The sequence below is a fragment of the Psychroserpens ponticola genome, from assembly GCF_023556315.2.
Lineage (GTDB): Bacteria > Bacteroidota > Bacteroidia > Flavobacteriales > Flavobacteriaceae > Psychroserpens > Psychroserpens ponticola.
Window position 1 is genome coordinate 3,843,606 of sequence record NZ_CP116221.1, and the last position, 19,990, is coordinate 3,863,595.

The window sequence follows — 19,990 nt, forward strand, 5'->3', positions numbered from 1 at the left end:
ATCTGAAACAAAAAGCAACAATCTGAAACATAACAGTTACAGACTCATAATCAGGTGGTCCTTGGTTCGAGCCCAAGTGGGACCACTTAATAAGATAGAAGCCTTACAGAGATGTAGGGCTTTTTTATTTTAACATTATATATTAAAATATTGCTTGTAGAATACGTTTTAGAATAAAACGTTTGAATATGAACAAAAACTATTTTGAGATGTTATACACTTATTTATTTTTGTAGATTTAGAACGTTTTAAACTTGTTTAATCCACGACCATAAACAAGTATAAATGCGATGGTATTAATCAAATAAATTTCACTTTGAATATTAATTTTAATAGACTTATTAGTTTCTTACCTTTTAAAAGAAATGCATTAATTTTTGTATTCGTATTAATAGCTGCAATCTATTTTATTAGAATTGAGTTCTTTTTGGAGGAGTCAAATATTACAATTTACCTTAAGTTGTTTGCCTGGTTGATAGGATCTTTTATCTTGATTTTAGTAGGTGTTGGTTTTTTGCACACTCTAATATGTTATTTGCATTTTGTTTTCAATAAAAAAAGTATACATCCTAAAATTGATATCGGACTTGAAGGTAATGTTAAAGGAGAAGCAGGACACGTGCCCATAATGATTTCTTTACCTAAAGCTTTGCTTCCTTTACTAGGTTATATTAAAATAAAAATAGAATTTGAGAATGGTAATCTTTCAGATACTATCGAAATTAATAAATACTCAAAAGGTTTTGAAAAGTTACTACCAAAAGAAGGGTTTACATTAATTTGGCTTCCAGATCGTAAACAGTATCATGCTAAAGGTTTTATAATCAGTTTTATAGATTATTTGCAATTTTTCCGTTTTACTACTTATCATAAGTCATCAAATTCTTTCTACTTACATTCTTCGGAAATAGATATTTCAGAAAAAGAAATTAATCCTTCTAAAACGAAAGAAGAGGTAGAAAAAATAAAAACATCAAGAAAGGTGCAAGGCGATTTCTTAAATTATAAGGACTTTGAAATGGGTGATGATGTACGAAGAATTGTATGGAAAATTTTTGCTAAAAACCGAGAGCTTGTCATAAGAACACCTGAAGTTATTAACCCTTATGCTTCTCATATTAGATTTCATACGAGTTTTTTTAATTTAATATCCAAAGACCCAACCTCTGCATATGCTATTAGTATGCTTAATTATTATAAAGATATTGTTTATAATATTTGTATGAATATTAAGAAAAAGGATAAAAAAATAGAATTTAATATTGATCAAGCCGTTAATGAATTTGTATCTGTAACAGAGAAAGATCGTATCGGATTTCAATTAAGTTCAGCAAATTGGCAAAATAATTTTTCGGCAAATGAATTAAAAATGTCAGGAGAATCTATACTTTGTGTGTCATCATTGATAAGAATAGAAGAATTAACAACATTGGTAGAAAAAGAATCTTCAAACATTATTATTGTTTTCGTTTCTCGTCATTTGGATAATCAAAATTTATTTAATTTCAAGAATTTATTTTTAAGGAAAGATGAAAAAACTGAACTCAATAAATTAGGTTGGTTTTTGTCAAAAACTCGAGGAACGGTAAAAAGAAATGAAAAAGAAATTATGAAACTAGTGTCTAACTCAAATTTTCAAGGGCAAATCTTATGAAAAATATAGACTTTAAAGAACTAGCACTTGGATTAATTTTTTTGATTCTTCCCACGATACTAATCATGTATCCTTTATTAGGGTTTTTGGCTGAATATTACTCGTTACTTTTTATTGATAAGCATTTTTTGATTAGTGTTTTTGCTATTGGTATCGTTACAGCTTACCTTTTACATAAAACAAAAATTAGATTCTTAATTATATTTGGCTTACTCATATTAGTTATAAATATCCTTTATAATTCTATTAGCTCAGCTTCTTTTAGTGAGTTTGATGCTTATTATGTAGCAAGTAGATTCAAAATTAATACCATCATCTTTGTATTTGGTTGGTTTTCAGGATTTGCAATATCTAAATGGAGATATTACTTAATATTTTTTTCAATACTACTAACAACCATATCTGTAATTCTTATTTCGGACTTAGAAATGGCCAATGTAAACAACATGATATGGTTAGTTGCTCCAACAGTCCTTTTTCTGTTTTATGGACTATTTGTAAAAGAACAACTCAAATCCATAAAAAAACAAGAGAAAACAAATTATGCAATGGTTGTCTTGAGGATTACGCTTTTCTCATTGATTGCTCTTTTTTTGTTTTGGGCAACCATACAGTTGTTAGATTCAAAGTTGAATCATATTCAAAATGAAATTACTAAAACAAAAGATGGAGAAGGCGATGATGAGAATTCGGAAAAAGAAGGTGAAGAAGATGATAAAGATTCTAAAAAAGACAGTAATGGGTCATCTCAGTTTAATATTGATGATTATTTAGGCCTTAAAGACCGTTTGAAAGTATCAGATGAACTCCTTTTTTGCGCCAACATTGATAATTTTATTAACGAAACAACACCTAATCCACAATATATTACGTTATACCATTTAAATCAATATAATCCAGCTTTAGAACAGTTCGAGATTGATCCAGATAGTATTGTTCGAGATCTATTTTTACCTAATCCTACTAAAATTCCTCAATATTTTAGTCAGCAAAATGATTCTGTCCTTGTGTATGATAAGATGGAGCGAGCGACTAAACAAGTTAAAAGTACAATCTACATCGCAGGCCTAAGTCCAGAGGTTTTTGTAGCACCAAGTACAGCGTATGCTTGTCAACCAATTTCTATTGAAGAAGAATTTAAAGAGGATTATAAATTTGCTTATAATGTGTATTCGGAAGTATCAGAACTAAATAGCGCATATTTTGTTTACAATACTAATAATCAGTCAATTGTTGATTATCAAGAAAGTCGATATCGTACGTTGAGACAGGCTAAGAATTATGATGGTGAAGATGATCGGTTTATGGAGTATTACACAGAGATGCCAGAAGGAGACCTCTACAATCAAATTGACCAATTAGCCGATAGCTTAACCATTGGTGATAAAACAACTATTGATAAAATCTTAAGTATTCGAAATTACTTTCTGTCTGAAGATGAGTATGGTAAGCCACTTTATACGTACACTCTAACACCAGGAAAAGTTACAGATCCAAATATTCCTAACGCAAGTATGTTGGGTGAGTTTATATTCAACACACATGAAGGTTACTGTACCTATTTTGCAACGTCTTCATTATTTATGCTTAGATCATTAGGAATTCCTACACGAGTAGCTGTAGGATTTATGACAGTTGATAGAAGTCATAAAACACCTGGCTGGTATTGGTTTTATGGAGATCAAGGTCATGCTTGGACTCAGGTTTATATCCCTGAATATGGTTGGTTAGATTTCGATATGACTGTAAGTAATTCAGATGCAGAACAAGCACCACAACCTGATGGAACGCCTCCAACACCACCAACTAAAGAGACATTTGTAGGTAAAGGTGTTATTACTGTAGTTGATACGTTAAGCCGAAGAATGGAAGTTCGGGTAGACCAAATAATTATAAATGACAACGGTATTTCTCTAGACAGTACTAATGTTGTTAATATGAAATTTGATGTAAATCAAGCTAAAGTTTTTGCTGGAGAAGAGATCATTCCACTACAAAAAGTTCAACTTGGAGACACTGCTGTAATGGTGTCTTTTGATTATAAGCTCAGTAGAATACGAAAGAAAAATAAAAATGAAAGCATAGAAAAATACATGCAACTCTTCCCAGATCCAGTTACAATTATGGAAGTGCATGTGCCAGAAATTGAAGAAGAAAAATTAAGTGAAACTGATAAAGAAGAGGATGTAAGTGTTATTGAAACCATTACAGACTGGTCTATTTATATTCTCTCACTACTACTATTTTTAGTATTTATATTAGTACTTTCTCCAATATGTTATTATTGGTGGTTGTCTAAAAAAGCTAAAAACAACAATTCAATAGTGGAGCTGTCTGAAGTGAATTATAAAAATGCACATTTTATACTCAATCAAATGGGTATTCCTAGAAATCATCAAACATCAATGGTTTATGCTCGAGATTTAATAGATCCAAAATTTGGAACTAATTTTGAAGCATTTATCAAAATTTATCAAAAACTAAAATACAGTAAAGTAGAACTCACTAGTGAAGAAGTCGATTTAATTCAGAGTTTTCATTCTGATTTTAATCAAAAAGTCTTATCTAAATATAGTAAGTCTGAACAATTTTTAAATTTCATTAAACCGAATAAATGGATTCATTTTATGTTGAATCTTAATCTTAAAAAATAGCATGTAATTATGAATGAAGACATAGAAAATACAAATTCTGATAATCTAAGGTACGCTCCACCAATGAGTGAAGCAAGTTCTACAGCTGTCTCTGGGCAAAACATAGATGTATTAATTGAAAATATTGGGAAGGTTGTTAAAGGACATAGAGAACAGATCATTCAAATAATTACCTGTTTAATTGCTAAAGGACATATTTTATTAGAAGATAATCCAGGTTCTGGTAAAACCGTTTTGGCAAAAACTTTAGCATATTCACTTTCTGGTGAGAATGAGCATTCTGATTTTAAAAGAATTCAATTTACTCCAGATCTTTTACCTATGGACTTAATAGGAACACATTTATATGATGAAGGTAACAAAGATTTCATTTTCAAAAAAGGACCTTTATTCTCTAATATATTATTAGCAGATGAAATAAACAGAGCGTCACCAAAAGTTCAATCTGCACTGCTGGAATGTATGGCAGAAAACCAAATCTCAATTGGAGACCAAACCTACAAACTAGAAGATCTTTTTTTCGTAATTGCAACGCAAAACCCTATTGAAATGGAAGGAACTTATCCGCTACCAAACGCACAATTGGATCGCTTCTTTATGAAGATAAATTTTGGATATGTTACTGAAGAAGTCGAGCTTGAAATTTATAAAAAACAATTAGAAATCCAAAAATCACAGGATTCTGTCGAGGCAGTTTTAAATATGAAAGATGTATTAATGCTTAGAAGTCAAGCCGAAGAAGTACATGTAGCTGACGAAATTATTGTAGGCATTAACAATATTGTTCGAAATACTAGAGAGCACTCAGGAATTATTCTAGGTGCTTCAATTAGAGCCGGAATTATCCTTTTAAAATGTTTAAGAGCATATGCCGTAATTCATAAACGTAATTATGTAATTGAAGATGATTTAGCTTCATTAGCAAAACCAGTACTTCAACACAGACTTCTTTTTAAAAATCTTGGAGCCGAAACGAATGCTGTAAATAGTATCGTTAAATCTGAAATAGATCGTTTGTCTAGACTTAATTTAAGGAGGTAACTCGTGAAAATGGCAAGCAAAAAAACACATTTACTTTTAGGCTTTTTCTTTTTAGGATTCCTCTCTGTCTATGGTCAACGGATTGAAATTGACCGACTAGAACGTGACTTTAAAGGACGTTATAGTGGTCGTAAATCTTACGAGCTTTCGCAGAAGATGATACAATTAGATAGCACCTATTATGTTGGTCATTTTTTTGAAGCGAATTATCGTTATTTTAGAGCTTCAGATAAACGAGGATACGAATCTGCAATTAAATCACTTGAAAAAGCGATCGATTTACTTGAAAAAGACTTTCCTAGAAAGCTTAAAAGATCCACAAATATTAATGTTTATATAGATCAGTATCAATTTCAAAGAAAGTATACTTTTCTTATTTTCCTTCTTTCTAAGTGTTACGAATATATAGACGAACCTGGCAAGTCTATTAAGGTCGTTAAGAGGCTCCAAAAACGCAATTTTGTATGTAATTTTGGTGTTAATGCCTACGCAAATATCTCTTGGATTTATTTGCGAAATAGAATGTATAGTCCAGAAAAATATGATTTTCTAAAACCTACTATCGAAGAAAACCTTGAAATAGCATCCAAATATGCCGATTCTATTAAAAATAGTGATAAATACAATCAACAATATTTAGACATTTGGTGGCCAGATTTTGCCAATGATGCACTAATGAGTTATTACCATTATAAGAATATTATTTACTCCCATCAAATTAAATTAGATTCTGCTGAATATTTCAGTAAACAATTAGAAAAATACGATAAGCTTTCCTATAACAATTACGGAAACCTTCAATTCATTCAAGCTAAATATCAAGAGGCAGAAGACAGTTATGACATCGCACGTGAAAAAGATAATTATGATGAAAAAAGCATAAAAGAGTTTGATTATATGCAATCGGCTATAAAAATTTTCAAAAATGATATACCTTCATCTAAAACCATAATTGAAGAGTCTATAAATAACCTTGGCAATGCTCCTGGATTTGGATGGAATAATATTGCGCTTAGTAGAGCATATTATTATTCAGGAGATTTAAAAAAATCTAAAAAATTTAGAGACATAGCGGCTAATTTTAAGGAAATACATGTTGGTAGTACTTGGGGAGAAGTTGCATATGATCGCAACACGCTTTTGTTTAAATATTTATTCCATAAGAAATCAATAAATGAAATTAAGTTTCGAGATCAATATTATTGGTATCAACCCAAAAAACTATATGAGATATCTAAACATCATTTTAAACAAGAAAATGCACATTTACTTCTTACTAGTGAATTGTCGGCAGATCCAGAACGATTTATAGGCTATTATAATTTGTTTGCATCAGAAAACAATATATTTTTCGATGAGATATGGGAGCTCATTAAGTTTTTCAATCCTGACTATTTTCTTAAAATATTTGAAAGTAAACTAAAGGATGACGAACGAGAAAGAGTGCATAAATATTTCAATTATTTTATTGCTCAGTTTCATTTAGAAAATGGAGATTATGACTTAGCCATAAATGAATTTGAGAACGTGTTAGAAAACGAATTTTTAGATACAGAAAATGAAATACTTTTAATTGCTAGAATCAATGAGGCACTAAGTAAAGCTTACACCGAAAAAGATGATAGCGCATCTGCAAATAAGTACTTAATTGACTTCTATAATAATTATCCTCAATTGGTTCCATATTCAAGTCTTAAAATGAAATTTAATCTTAAAGTGATTAATAAGAGCTTGACACCAAGACAGGAAGAAATTATAGAAGAACTTAAGGATTGTAATATTGAATGGGTTGAAAACAATTCAGATTGGCCAACACTAAAAATTAATATTACTGAGAACGAAAAAAAACAAGTAATAGTTTATCAAGTTGAAGTTGATAATGAAACTAAATTTGAAGGTAATTTTGATTTAAAAGATGTAGAATATCCAGGACAATTAATAGCTTTCAAAGCGTTTGGAATTGACTTAGAAGATTAAAATTTTAATACACTATGGTTTCTATTTTAGTCTAAATTACAATTGTAGTTTAGACTTTTTTATTGTCTGATTCTTAATTTCTCAACGAATTTTAGAGATTTTAAAGACGTTTATAATTGCACACTTAATCTTAGTTAATTCTAAATTCTTCAATTAAATACCACTTACATTTTGCATTATTACTAAGATGTTACAATAATCATAGTTCTTGTTACATACGTCACAGTCTTCTTATGAGCTTCCGTTTAGATTTGTTGTGTATGAAAAAAAAGCGTACCACTTACCTAGGTAAGATAGATCACATTTCCACAAAAGCGATCCATCTCAATATTAATCTTTTAGAGCCTGGCAAGTATGTTTTAAATATTGTGCATAAAAATAAAATCATTAAGAAAACCACTTTTAAAAAATAAGATTATGAAATCGAAGATTCAAGACTACCAAAAAAAATATTTAATGATGAGTAAAACTCAAATTACATTTTTTATTGCTTTTTTAATCTCAATCTCAAGTTTTGCACAACAAGGCATAAATTATAAAGCACTTATTAAAGACAATCAGGGAAGTATCGTTGCAAATCAAGATGTAACGATTCGATTCACCATGTTAGATGCACTTTCAGATGGCAATATTGAGTTTCAAGAATCCCATGATAATATTGTTTCTGATGCAAACGGTATCGTTATAGCCAACATTGGCGAAGGCATACAATCTTTAAGTTATACTTTATTTAATGATATAGATTGGGGAAGCCATATGTACTACCTAAGAGTGGAAATAGACATCACTGGTGGTACTAATTTTACGGATATGGGAACAACTCAATTTATGGCTGTGCCCTATGCTTTACATGCCAAAACAATTAAAAACCAAGCATTCAAAAGCGAAAACGGTTTAACTATACCTGAGAATATAAATGATGATTTTGTTTTTGGAAACACTCAACTAGATAATGTTGATAATAATTCAAATTCGCGTATGTTTTTCAATACTGGTAAATCATCGTTTAGGGCAGGTCGTACTTTAGATGATGAATGGGATGATACAAATGTAGGTAATCGATCAGTCGCTTTTGGACTTAATACCATTGCTAGTGGTTCTTACAGTACTGCTTTAGGAAATAGAACTAAAGCAGAGTCCTATGCATCTACAGCTATTGGAACTTATAATGTAGGAGGCGGAAATACTAACTCATGGATTGATACAGACCCTCTTTTTGAAATAGGTAATGGCACAGCAACCGTAAACACAGAAACCAGAACTAATGCTTTAACCGTACTTAAAAATGGTACTACCATAGTAAATAATAAATCAGATAACGAACCAGATCTTATCTTGGGAGGCACTTCTAATTCTAGTGAGAATGGGATTATAAGTTCAGACCCTCAATATCCTAGTAGCGATATATTTATAGAGTCTAATGACAAAGTGTTTGTTTATTTAGATGCAGATAATAACGAAAGTAATAGTGCCTTTACCATTGTAAATAGTAATGACACAAGCGTATTTAAGGTTTCAGAAGATGGCAATACTGTTATAGATGGAGAATTGAACACTACATCAACAGGATCAGCCAATATGATTCCTATTGCTTATGGTACAATTGCAAGTAATGGAGATATTTCTACTGGTAGCGGCAATTTTACGGTAACCAACTATCTTACTGGTGCTTATTACATTACAATAAATAACGAGGTATGGAATACTACTGATTATATAACTATGTTAAGCAGAATTGGTAATACTTCTGGATTTATTAAAGCAAATTTAACTAATACAGGTTTGTTTCAAGTAACCACAAGCAACTACGCTAGTGTTGCTCAAAATACCACTTTTTCTTTTGTAATATATAAACCTTAATTAATAAATAATAACCATGAAAAAACTCATAACACTCATTGTAATACTACTATTAGTTGCTTGTAAAACCGAAACAAAAAAAGACAACAATGAAACAGTTATAACTCAACCAAAGGAAGAAGTTTCAACAAGCAAACCTAAAGACAACAATGAAACTTATCTCTGTAGAATCAATAGTAAAGATTGGGCATACACTAAAGCCTCAGGTATTGTCTCAACACATGCAAAAACTAAAAAACGTACAGCCTTAATTACCTTCAAAAAGAAATTAGAGAAAGGCAGCGAACACCTACAGTTAACTTATGATGCAGTTACGTTTCAACTCATAGCTGTATCTGTGCAACTAAGACTACCAAAAAAGGATGGAAAACTATCTACCGCTTACTTTGACTTAAAACCCGAAACACGTAAACGTCATCCTGAAAGTGAACTATCTGGAAGTATTGATTTATCAAATGCATCAGTTACAATAGGTACAGCAGAAATAACAAATCTTAATATTAATTATGAAAAAGATAAGCTAAAAAACGCTGAAGACTCAGTTTTAAACATAACAGGTTTAAAATTTGAAAACATTGGATATTCTGATACTGATAAGTTAGTAAACACTTACAAAAATTAAGCTTTAAACATTTAATTTGAAGATAGCAGTTGCAAAAATAATAAATGACTTAACTACCTAATTAGAGCAGAAAGGCAAAACTCAACAATTGTTTGAAACCATATTAAAAATAACTAACGATGTAATACTTTGTATTAATCTTACAATATATGTAAGTGTTTTTTATTTTTTCATATATTGTTGATTTGTAACACTTAACAACTTAAACCTCAAATCATGAAAAAAGTATTTCTTTTACTTGCATTTAGTATGACATTTTTAAATTATGCTCAACAAGGCATTAACTACAAAGCCCTTGTTAAAGATGGCTTAGGCAATGTGGTAGCCAACCAAACCATAGATGTGCAATTCACCATTTTGGAAGATGCTACCAATGTTTATCAAGAAACACATACACCTACTACAGATGCCAACGGTCTTATTGTTCTAAATATAGGAGAAGGCACAACTAGTGATGTATTTACAGAGATAGATTGGGCAAAAGACGACCACTTTTTGAATGTGCATATTGATACAGGTTCTGGTTTTGTAGATATGGGAACTACACAGTTTTTGGCAGTGCCTTATGCTTTAAGTGCGGCAAATGTTACTGGTTTAGAAAAATTAGATGAAGGTGGTGGTTATAGAATAGTAGGAAGAAATCCAAGCCGATATGGAGAAGTGGGTTTTAATGCTGTAGATTTTAGTTTTAGTAATATTTCAAGTTCTACGTTTGGGGCAACAGGAGCTTATTCATTGGCTTCAGGTTATAGAGCTACAGCCTCTGGAGCTAGTTCTAATTCCCTTGGTTCTAACACTCAAGCATTAGGGAATCATTCCACAGCCATAGGAAAAGAAACCGAAGCCTCTGGAGAACAATCCACAGCAATGGGATCTGGTACGTTTGCTTATGGGGATAATTCTACTGCAATGGGTGATATAACAATAGCCTCTGGAGATAATTCTGTAGCTATGGGAAATCTAAACTCAGCCTCTGGAGATAATTCTTTAGCATTGGGCACTTATACAACAGCTCAATCGTTCAACTCTATAGTAATGGGTCGTTTTAATGTATTGGGAGGTAATTCTACTTCATGGTTTCCAACCGAACCTTTGTTTGTGATAGGCAATGGAATAGTTAATTCAAGGAATAATGCCTTAACCATTTTAAAGAGTGGCAAAATAGGTGTTGATAAACACACAGGCATTAATGCAAAACTAGATATCGATCACGCAAGTTCTCAAACCTCGCCTCAAATTAATATCAGAGAAACATCTGGCACGTATGCACGACTAAATATTTCTAATACAAATAGTTCAGACTATTGGGCTATTGCAGGAAGTTTGAATGGAACTACAGCTACAGATCGTATTAATTTTTACCATTCAGATGTTGGTGATATCATGTCTATTTTGGGTAATGGCAATGTTTTAGTAAATGGAAGTGTCGTACACAGTAGTGATCGTAGATTAAAACAAGATATTGAAACCTTGCCTTATGGTTTAAACGAAATATTAAAACTACAGCCTAAAGCATACAATTGGAAAGCCAAAACAAATCAAGTAAATAAATCTTTAGGGCTAATAGCACAAGATGTACAGTCTGTCATAAAAGAAATTGTGCACACAGCAGATGACGAAGACAAAACTTTAAGCGTGAGTTATACAGAATTGATTCCAATATTAATAAAAGCTTTACAAGAGCAACAAGATATTATAGACTCACAAAACTCTAAACTTGACAATGTTGAAAAGCATTTATCTAAATTATCAAAGCGATTAGAAAACCTAGAAACTGTCAATAATTAATGAGCTAAAAATGGAAAAGACTCAAAATGTTACATATGTTATATCATTTGTTACATAACTAAAACTCAAATTTAAGTTTAAACCTGATATTTGTAAAATAGCGTAAGAACTAAACACCCAATTATGAAAACCATTAAATTAAGTTTACTACTCAACCTATTCGTTTTTTGCGGCTATAGCCAATCTATAGAGAAATTTAGTATCGATTCTGGTGGAGCTTCGACTTCCGCAGGAGGAATTCAAATTCTTTATACTATTGGTGAAGTTGTTGTACAAGAATACAGCACTACTAACCTTTCGGTTTCCGAAGGCTTTATTAATTCTAGTTTTAGACTAAAAATAAATCCTGTGGCATATTTACAAGGCCCAATTTTAAATCCAGATACAGCTGGTCTTATGAATGACGATTTGCGTGTAGCAGATCTAATTCCGACCACAAGTCCTTATGAAGATCATGCAATTTGCGATGCTTCTGTGTTTTTAGTTACAGGTAATAATGCTATTGTTGACTGGGTTTGGGTTGAACTTCGTGATGGTAGTGATAATTCTATAATTAGCAATGCGCAATCTGCATTCTTGCAACGTGATGGCGATGTTGTTGCTATAGATGGTATGAGTTCTTTAAGTGCATCGCTTCCTGATGGTAATTATTATGTATCAGTGAGCCATAGAAATCATTTAGGCGTGATGAGCGCTTCTTCATTTGCATTAAGTGGAACAGATACTATAATTGATTTAACATCAGATCCTAATCTAGTAACTGGTGGTAACAATGCTGTTGTAGTGTTGTCTAACGGAAACCATGGTGCCTATGCTGGAGATTATGATGAGAATAATCAAATACAAAATGTGGATGCCAATAGTGTTGTACAGCTTATAGGAGGCACAGGTTATACGAATGCAGATATGGATGCTAATACTCAAATACAAAATACGGACGTCAATGCATTAATTCAACCTAATATTGGACTCGGTCAGCAGTTTAACAGAGAGGATAGTGAACGAGAGTTTTTAGATGCTGGTATCACGCTTACGTTTGCCAATGCACAAATCACTAATGATGGTAATGATGACTTTTATGAAGCAGATGTTTTAATTGCTTCTACTGAAGATTTTTATATAGGTTCGGGTCAAATCTATTTCGATTACAATACAGATGCTTTTGGAGACAATATATCTTCAAATAATGCTATTGAATACTCACAACCGCAAACTTCTATATTAGGCGGTTCTTATGTGGGACTTCCTGCTTATAAAGATTTTGTACAAAATGATAATAATACTTCAAGAGTATCGCTATCCTTCCAACAAAATTTTTCAGAATCCTTCATAGCAACTAATATTCCAGATATTCAAACTACAGCAACACCTAAAGCATTGTTTCATCTTAAAATAAAATTTATTGATGCCAGTGAAGACCCTGAGGTTTGTTTCTACAATCAAGGTGTATTTCAAGATCAATTTTATACAGCATGTGGAGGTGCTGGTGCTGCAGATTGTACTAATAACCCTGGAGAGCAAATTACAGATGACACCTATGATTGTTCTGGAGCAGATATAGATACATTGAATTTAGACGCATATCAAGAGAACACTATTGTCATATTTCCAAACCCAGTTCGTAAGACATTTGAAATTAAAGGGATTAAAAATCCGTATGATTTAAATATTTATGATGTTTCCGGAAAATTAGTACTTCAGTTGAGCAATATTATAAATCAAACTATCGATATGAGTGTCTATGAAAATGGTGTGTATTTGGTTGAAATTATAACAGATAAAGACTCAATCACTAAAAAGATTGTAGTTAAATAATATATTAGTTGAATTTGAAACAGTCTTTTAAAAGACTAGAAAATAAATCCCAATAAATAGCATGATTAATAGAGGAGGAATGGCTAAAACTTAGGTTTATGTTGTTCCTTTTTTGCTAAATGAGTATCGGTTAATATTCTTTATATTTATTGAATCAATTTTTTATATGATTAAGAAGCTACTCGTCTTATGTTTTATGTTGTGCTTTGGGTTTCTTCAAAGTCAGCAAAAGACTGAGACTTCTTTTTTGAATTTTAATGAAATTAAACAAGAGGTTTCCGGACAATGGATTTCTTCAATATATCAAGATAAAGACGGATTTATTTGGGTTGGTACACAAGATGGATTGTATAAATATGATGGAAAGAATTTTAAAGCATTTCGTTACAATCCTACCAATAAAAATTCTTTACCTGCCAATTGGGTACGCTCTATAAATCAAGATAAAAACGGTGTGTTTTGGCTAGGAACTCATGGCGCTGGTTTAGTGAAATTTGAGGAGAGTACTTTAAAATTTACCGATGTTGACATGTCTTCGCCAACTGAAAGCGATAATATAAAATTAGTTTTTGATGCTATTACCACAAAAGCATTAACAACTTGGGTTGTTAGTGATAATGGATTGTATAGAAAGTCCTTAACAGATCCTTTTTTTGTAAAAATCGTAAAGCCAGGTAACTCAACGCGAGTTTATGAGTTGCACGACGGCTCAGAAATTGTAGTTTTTGAAAACAAACTCTTTTCTTTTAATAAAACAACCAACAAATTAGAAGTCTTACTTAGTGATATTCCTATTGATAAACTTTTGATTTCTGGTGAAAAATCAATCATTTACAACTCAGAAGGGAAGCTGTACCGTTATAATTTTATAGGATCTCCTAAAGAAATTAATATACCAAATAATGAAACAATCAATTCAATATCTAATCTCCAAAACGGCAAATGTATTTTAGTTGGTGATGTGAAAAATTATAGTTTTGATGTAACATCTGAAACGTTTGAAACTTATAATTATAACATTCAACAATTCGAAAAATTAGGCATTAATGAACTTTTTATCGATAAGCAAAACCTGTTATGGGTAGCCACTAATAAAGGTTTATTTAAAGAAAGTTTATTGGGAAAAGTTTTTACTGGCACAATAGATTTACATGCTAGAAAAATTTTAAAAAGCTTAGACACGACATACATTGGTGGAGGCAAAGGCTTACATAGAATTATTAATAATACTGATGGATCACAAGAACAAGAAACACTTAATAATACTAGAGTAACTTCACTTTGCAAAACTAAAGATGGTTTGTGGTTTGGCCATTATTATGGAAGCGTATTTTTTGTTGATAAAAATGATAATATAAAAACGATTGATTTGCGACAAGGGAATCACGAATCACTTAGAATTTATGGAATTGTTGAAGATAAAAACAATAGAATATGGGTAAGCACTTGGTTCGGAATTTATATGCTCAATCCTGATGGTGAGATTAGTAATACATATAATTTAAAATCTAAGCATGATGGAAAAGATGTTAAAATACTCAAAGTATTAATTGATAATGATGATAATTTATGGGCAATAACCGTTGGTGATGGCGTGTTTAGAATACCAAATATTTCTGAAGTAAATGCTTCAACAGATACATTGATTTACAAACATTATGTACATGATGACGATGATGAAAATACTATAAATACCAATGTTGTTATGGAAATTCATTTAAGTCCAAAAGGCAATATTTGGATTGGTTCAGATTTTGGAATTAATACATATAACAAAGAAAAAGACAATTTTGACCCGTTGATTGTTAATGGTACTTTTTTCGATAAAAAAATAATGGCAATTGAAACAGATGTTAATAATTTAATGTGGGTTAGCACTATTACTGATGGCATTTATGTTTACAACCAACGAAACAATAGACTTTTTAACTTAAGAGAAGAAGATGGCTTAGTGTCTAACGCATGCTTATATACATCGAGCACAAACGATAAAAACACACTCTATTTTGGCACAGATAATGGTGTGCAAATTATCGATGCATCGCGTTTTTCTTATCCAGAGGTTAAAACCGCACCCAAATTTACTGCGTTAACTATTAAAGACGAAAAATTATCTGTAATTCAAAATTTATCTGCACAAAATCAACCTATTAATATTGATTATAGTCAACCTAATTTTTCGGTGAGTTTTGCAATAACAGATTATCGTTTTCCGCAAAAAATAAATTATTATTACAAATTAGGTGATAATGCTGTTTGGACAAAATCTGAAGACAATACCATTAACTTTAGCAGCCTAAATTTTGGAACTTATAACCTATATGTAAAGGCTGCATATCAAGTTGATGATGATGCTCCAATTGCTACGCTAGCATTAAAAATAAATCCACCTTGGTATAAATCAATAGTAGCTTATAGTTTGTTTTTTCTCCTATTAGCAGCAGTTATTTTTTACTTTTTTCAATTGCGATACAAACAAAAATTGGCTTCCACTAAACTAAAAGCAGTAGAAGAATTAGACCATATAAAATCAAACCTTTTTACAAATATATCTCATGAACTCAGAACACCTCTAACCTTAATTTCTGGACCCATTGAGCATCAATTATCTAAAAACAATTTAGAAGAAGATGATCGAGAAGAATTAAGCTTAGTTAAGCGAAATGCAGACCGATTACTGAATCTTGTTAATCAACTCATGGATTTAGCTTTAATAGATTCAGGACAATTAAAACTTAAAATAAATGAAGGCAATTTAAATTTGCTTTTAAAACAAGCTGTAGATGCATTTCGATACCAAGCAGAAATTAATGGCATTAAAATATACTCAGACATAAATCAACTAGAATCTGTTTGGTACGACAGAGATAGCCTTCAAAAAATAGTCTTTAATTTATTATCGAACGCTGTAAAATACGCAACATCTAATTCTAGTATTGCGTTTAATGCTAGTCAGCAGGATAAAAACTTAGTGTTATCTGTTGTAAACTCTAGTAAAACTAAAAATGATTTAGCGCAACTTTTTCAACGTTTTTACCAGAATGATGCTTCTGCTGAAGGTATTGGTGTTGGCTTAGCTTTGGTGAAAGAATTAGTCATGCTAAACAATGGTACTATTTTGGCGAATAAGCTAGATGACGATACAATTCAGTTTACGGTAACCTTACCAATTGATAAATCAGCATTCAATATATCTGAAATTGAAAATAAGACGATTCAAAAAAATAAAAACGATGTTGTTTCAGAGATAAGTTTAACTGATGATACAGTTATACTTATTGTTGAAGATGATGATGATATAAGAGCATTTGTAACCAATGTTTTTAAAAATCACTATAAAATTATTGAAGCCGTAAATGGAGAAGAAGGAGTAAATATAGCGTTGCAACACATTCCAGATTTGATTATTAGCGACATTATGATGCCTATAAAAGATGGCGTTGTACTTTGTAATGATTTAAAAAACAATCAGTTGACAAGTCATATTCCTATTGTATTACTTACAGCAAAAGTTGGAGAGGAGCATGAAATTATAGGACTTAAAACAGGTGCAGATGCTTATATTACGAAACCATTCAGCTTAGAAAAACTAAAAACTAGAGTTGAAAAATTATTAGAAAGTAGAACACAATTACAAAAACATTACAGCAAAGGTTTTAATATTAGTCCAGAAATAAAAATTACATCTACAGAAACCGAATTTATTAAACGCCTACAAGAAACACTTCAATCTCATCTAACAAATTCCGATTTTACTAGTGAACAATTTGCAGAAGCAATGCTAATGAGTAGAACACAATTGCACAGAAAACTAAAAGCAATTGTGAATATGACAGCTTCCGAATTCATTCGAAAAGAACGCTTAAAATTAGCTGTACAATTACTAAAAGAATCTGATGAAACTGTAGCAGAAATAGCATATCAAGTCGGTTTTAATTCCTCTTCCTATTTTATTAAATGTTTTAAAGACATTTACGGCTGCACACCCAATGAATATCTTACTAAAAAATAATGAAACCCTTTTATTAGATTTTTTTTCATACAAAAACATCAATAAACAAAGGTTTTTTTAGTGTTGTCACATATGTCTTATGCTCTGACACATATTTAGCATCCAACGTATTACATATCGTATAGATTTACCATATCATCTAAAACAATGGTTATTCATGGTAGATAGTAATAAGAGTAATCCTAAAAATAAAACATCAAAAATTTACATCAATATAGACCACCTTAAAGATGGACTCTACCAACTACATCTCTTAAAAGAAAACAAGGTGATTAAAAAATTAAACTTTAAAAAATGAATTGTCATTGCGAGCAAAGCGCAGCAATCTCATAAATTAAAAAAACATATTAACATGAAAACAAAACTCTCACTTTTAGCACTATTAGTTTCAACAATTTTATTTGCACAAAATGGTATAAATTACAAAGCCATAATAAAAGATGCTAATGGTAATGTGGTTGCTAATGATTTAATACAAGTGCAATTTAGCATTCTACAAGGTGTAGCACAAACCAATGTGTATCAAGAAACACATACACCAACTACAGATACCAATGGACTTATAATTCTCAATATAGGAGAAGGTACAACACCTGATGATTTTAATAGTATTAATTGGAGTAACGACGACCACTTTTTAAATGTACAGGTAAATATAGGCTCTGGATTGGTAGATTTAGGAACCACTAGTTTTGGTACAGTGCCATATGCAATGCATACTTTAAATCCCCAAGGATTGGAAGCTATTAATGAAGGTAATGGTGTTGGTTGGCGAATAGCAACTGGAGCAGATGAAGATTATTATGGTGATATAGGAGCCCAAGCGGTAGATTTATCCTTTCAAGGTTTTTCTAGTAATAGAGGAGCAACAGGTCTTTATTCTTTTGCTTCAGGTGCAGCAACTATAGCTAATGCTCCATACTCTGTAGTATTTGGTGAAGGATCTAATTCATTGGGTAGATCATCTTTTTCTTTAGGAAGATATGCAACTGCCTCAGGAGATTATTCAACAGCTATGGGAGAAAGCACACAAGCTTCAGGCAGTTATAGTTTTGCTATAGGAAACGATACTGAGGCTTCAGGTAACTATTCTACAGCAATTGGACTTGCTAATGAGGCTTTAGCTGATTTTGCGCATACTATTGGCAGAGGACTTATAACAGATTCTTATTCGTCATTTATAATAGGACATTATAATCTTAATTATGGTGGATTAAATTCAGCAGAGTGGATTCCATACGATCCACTTTTTGTAATAGGCAATGGTTTTAATGATAGTAATAGAAGTAACGCATTAATTGTTTATAAAAATGGTTCTATGAACATAAATAGCTCAACAAATGGTCTTAGAATAAATTCTAATGGGTCTGATGGCATTCGTATATTGGGTGATAATGATAACGGCATTCTTGTGACTAGCGCTAATCAATATGGTGGAAGTTTCATAGGTGATTCTGCTGCGATTTTTGCTGAAGCCAATATCAATGCAAATCCAGATATTATTCTAGGAGGTGATAGTGGTGGAAATACTATGGATGACGGAATCATAGCGTCAGACCCTAGTCTTGATGGTAGCGACATTTATTTAAGAAGTAATGATGCTGTCGTTATTGAATTAGATCATGATGCTAGTTCTACAAATAGTTCGTTTCAAGTACATGACAGTTCAGGTGATGCTGTCTTTCAGGTATTTGAAAGTGGTAATCATATTATTGATTCAGAAGTAATTGGTTTAAATATTATATCAGAATATATAGGGCTTTATATTCCTAATTCTGGGAACGAAGCAATATTTATAAATAATCCAGGTAGTAATGGTATTCAAATTTCTAGCCCAACAAATGCTGGTGTTGTAATCACCAGCCCAGGCAATAGTGGCTTGTATGTTGTTAATGCAGGTGATTTTGGAGCAGATATAGAAGGTGATACAGCTGGATTAGCTGTTAGTAGTTCTACAAGTAGTAATCCAGATATCATATTAAGAGGAAATAGTTCTGCAAATACTAGTGATGACGGTATTATAGCGTCAGATCCTAACTATTCAGGCAGTGACATTTATTTAAGAAGTAACGATGCTGTGGTTATTGAATTAGATCATGATGCTAGTACTGCAAATAGTTCCTTTCAAGTACATGACAGTGCAGGTAATGTCGCTTTTCGGGTATATGAAGATGGTAATGCTAATTTAGCTGGTAATTTAACTCAATTTTCAGACAGACGCTTAAAACAGGATATTGCCGACTTGCATTATGGTTTAAATGAAATTCTACAACTACAACCTAAAGCATACCATTGGAAAAAGAATAAACAAGAACATAAATCATTAGGTCTTATTGCGCAAGATGTTCAACTTATTATAAATGAGATTGTCAATACTCAAAATGATGAATCCAAAACATTAGGGATTAGTTATATAGAATTGATTCCTATACTCATTAATGCCATAAAAGAACAGCAAAAAATAATTGATAACGAAAAGTCAATTAATTCTAAACAAAACTCACAACTAGAAGCACTCTTATCAAGAATAGAAATATTAGAATCTAATGCTTCAAATTAAAACCTAA

Annotated in this window: 10 protein-coding genes; all 10 read left to right on the forward strand. The window is 31.5% G+C overall.

What is annotated here, in order from left to right; all coding sequences use genetic code 11:
- The first annotated feature begins 316 nt into the window (after positions 1-316).
- The 10 genes from MUN68_RS16945 to MUN68_RS16990 all read left to right on the forward strand — a co-directional run bounded on the left by MUN68_RS16945 (position 317) and on the right by MUN68_RS16990 (position 19,983).
- The gene (locus tag MUN68_RS16945) at positions 317-1,654 is read left to right on the forward strand and encodes a DUF58 domain-containing protein (protein ID WP_249992711.1); all 1,338 of its coding nucleotides are present in this window, start codon (positions 317-319) and stop codon (positions 1,652-1,654) included.
- Positions 1,651-4,308, forward strand: coding sequence for a transglutaminase domain-containing protein (locus MUN68_RS16950; protein WP_249992709.1), 2,658 nt, complete (start codon positions 1,651-1,653; stop codon positions 4,306-4,308). Before MUN68_RS16945 ends, MUN68_RS16950 begins: the two co-directional genes overlap by 4 nt.
- 9 nt (positions 4,309-4,317) lie before the next feature.
- Entirely contained in the window at positions 4,318-5,349 is a 1,032-nt protein-coding gene (locus MUN68_RS16955; protein WP_249992707.1) for an AAA family ATPase, read from the forward strand.
- Positions 5,350-5,358: 9 nt separating this feature from the next.
- The gene (locus MUN68_RS16960) at positions 5,359-7,326 is read left to right on the forward strand and encodes a hypothetical protein (RefSeq protein ID WP_249992705.1); all 1,968 of its coding nucleotides are present in this window, start codon (positions 5,359-5,361) and stop codon (positions 7,324-7,326) included.
- A 417-nt stretch (positions 7,327-7,743) separates the two neighbouring features.
- Positions 7,744-9,186: a hypothetical protein gene (locus MUN68_RS16965; protein ID WP_249992703.1), complete on the forward strand. Its 1,443-nt coding sequence runs from the start codon at positions 7,744-7,746 to the stop codon at positions 9,184-9,186.
- A gap of 16 nt (positions 9,187-9,202) precedes the next feature.
- Complete coding sequence (locus MUN68_RS16970) at positions 9,203-9,808, forward strand: hypothetical protein (protein WP_249992701.1); 606 nt, start codon at positions 9,203-9,205, stop codon at positions 9,806-9,808.
- Positions 9,809-10,024: 216 nt separating this feature from the next.
- Positions 10,025-11,596: a tail fiber domain-containing protein gene (locus MUN68_RS16975; protein WP_249992699.1), complete on the forward strand. Its 1,572-nt coding sequence runs from the start codon at positions 10,025-10,027 to the stop codon at positions 11,594-11,596.
- 123 nt (positions 11,597-11,719) lie between these two features.
- The gene (locus tag MUN68_RS16980) at positions 11,720-13,411 is read left to right on the forward strand and encodes a T9SS type A sorting domain-containing protein (protein ID WP_249992696.1); all 1,692 of its coding nucleotides are present in this window, start codon (positions 11,720-11,722) and stop codon (positions 13,409-13,411) included.
- A gap of 166 nt (positions 13,412-13,577) precedes the next feature.
- Positions 13,578-17,423, forward strand: coding sequence for a two-component regulator propeller domain-containing protein (locus MUN68_RS16985; RefSeq protein WP_249992693.1), 3,846 nt, complete (start codon positions 13,578-13,580; stop codon positions 17,421-17,423).
- Positions 17,424-17,775: 352 nt separating this feature from the next.
- Complete coding sequence (locus MUN68_RS16990; protein WP_249992689.1) at positions 17,776-19,983, forward strand: tail fiber domain-containing protein; 2,208 nt, start codon at positions 17,776-17,778, stop codon at positions 19,981-19,983.
- Positions 19,984-19,990 lie beyond the last annotated feature (7 nt).

Bases quoted from the DNA above. Each gene is read 5' to 3' on its own strand.
- MUN68_RS16950 (WP_249992709.1), top strand. From the start codon at position 1,651: ATGAAAAATATAGACTTTAAAGAACTAGCACTTGGATTAATTTTTTTG.
- MUN68_RS16955 (WP_249992707.1), top strand. From the start codon at position 4,318: ATGAATGAAGACATAGAAAATACAAATTCTGATAATCTAAGGTACGCT.
- MUN68_RS16960 (WP_249992705.1), top strand. From the start codon at position 5,359: ATGGCAAGCAAAAAAACACATTTACTTTTAGGCTTTTTCTTTTTAGGA.
- MUN68_RS16965 (WP_249992703.1), top strand. From the start codon at position 7,744: ATGAAATCGAAGATTCAAGACTACCAAAAAAAATATTTAATGATGAGT.
- MUN68_RS16970 (WP_249992701.1), top strand. From the start codon at position 9,203: ATGAAAAAACTCATAACACTCATTGTAATACTACTATTAGTTGCTTGT.
- MUN68_RS16975 (WP_249992699.1), top strand. From the start codon at position 10,025: ATGAAAAAAGTATTTCTTTTACTTGCATTTAGTATGACATTTTTAAAT.
- MUN68_RS16980 (WP_249992696.1), top strand. From the start codon at position 11,720: ATGAAAACCATTAAATTAAGTTTACTACTCAACCTATTCGTTTTTTGC.
- MUN68_RS16985 (WP_249992693.1), top strand. From the start codon at position 13,578: ATGATTAAGAAGCTACTCGTCTTATGTTTTATGTTGTGCTTTGGGTTT.
- MUN68_RS16990 (WP_249992689.1), top strand. From the start codon at position 17,776: ATGAAAACAAAACTCTCACTTTTAGCACTATTAGTTTCAACAATTTTA.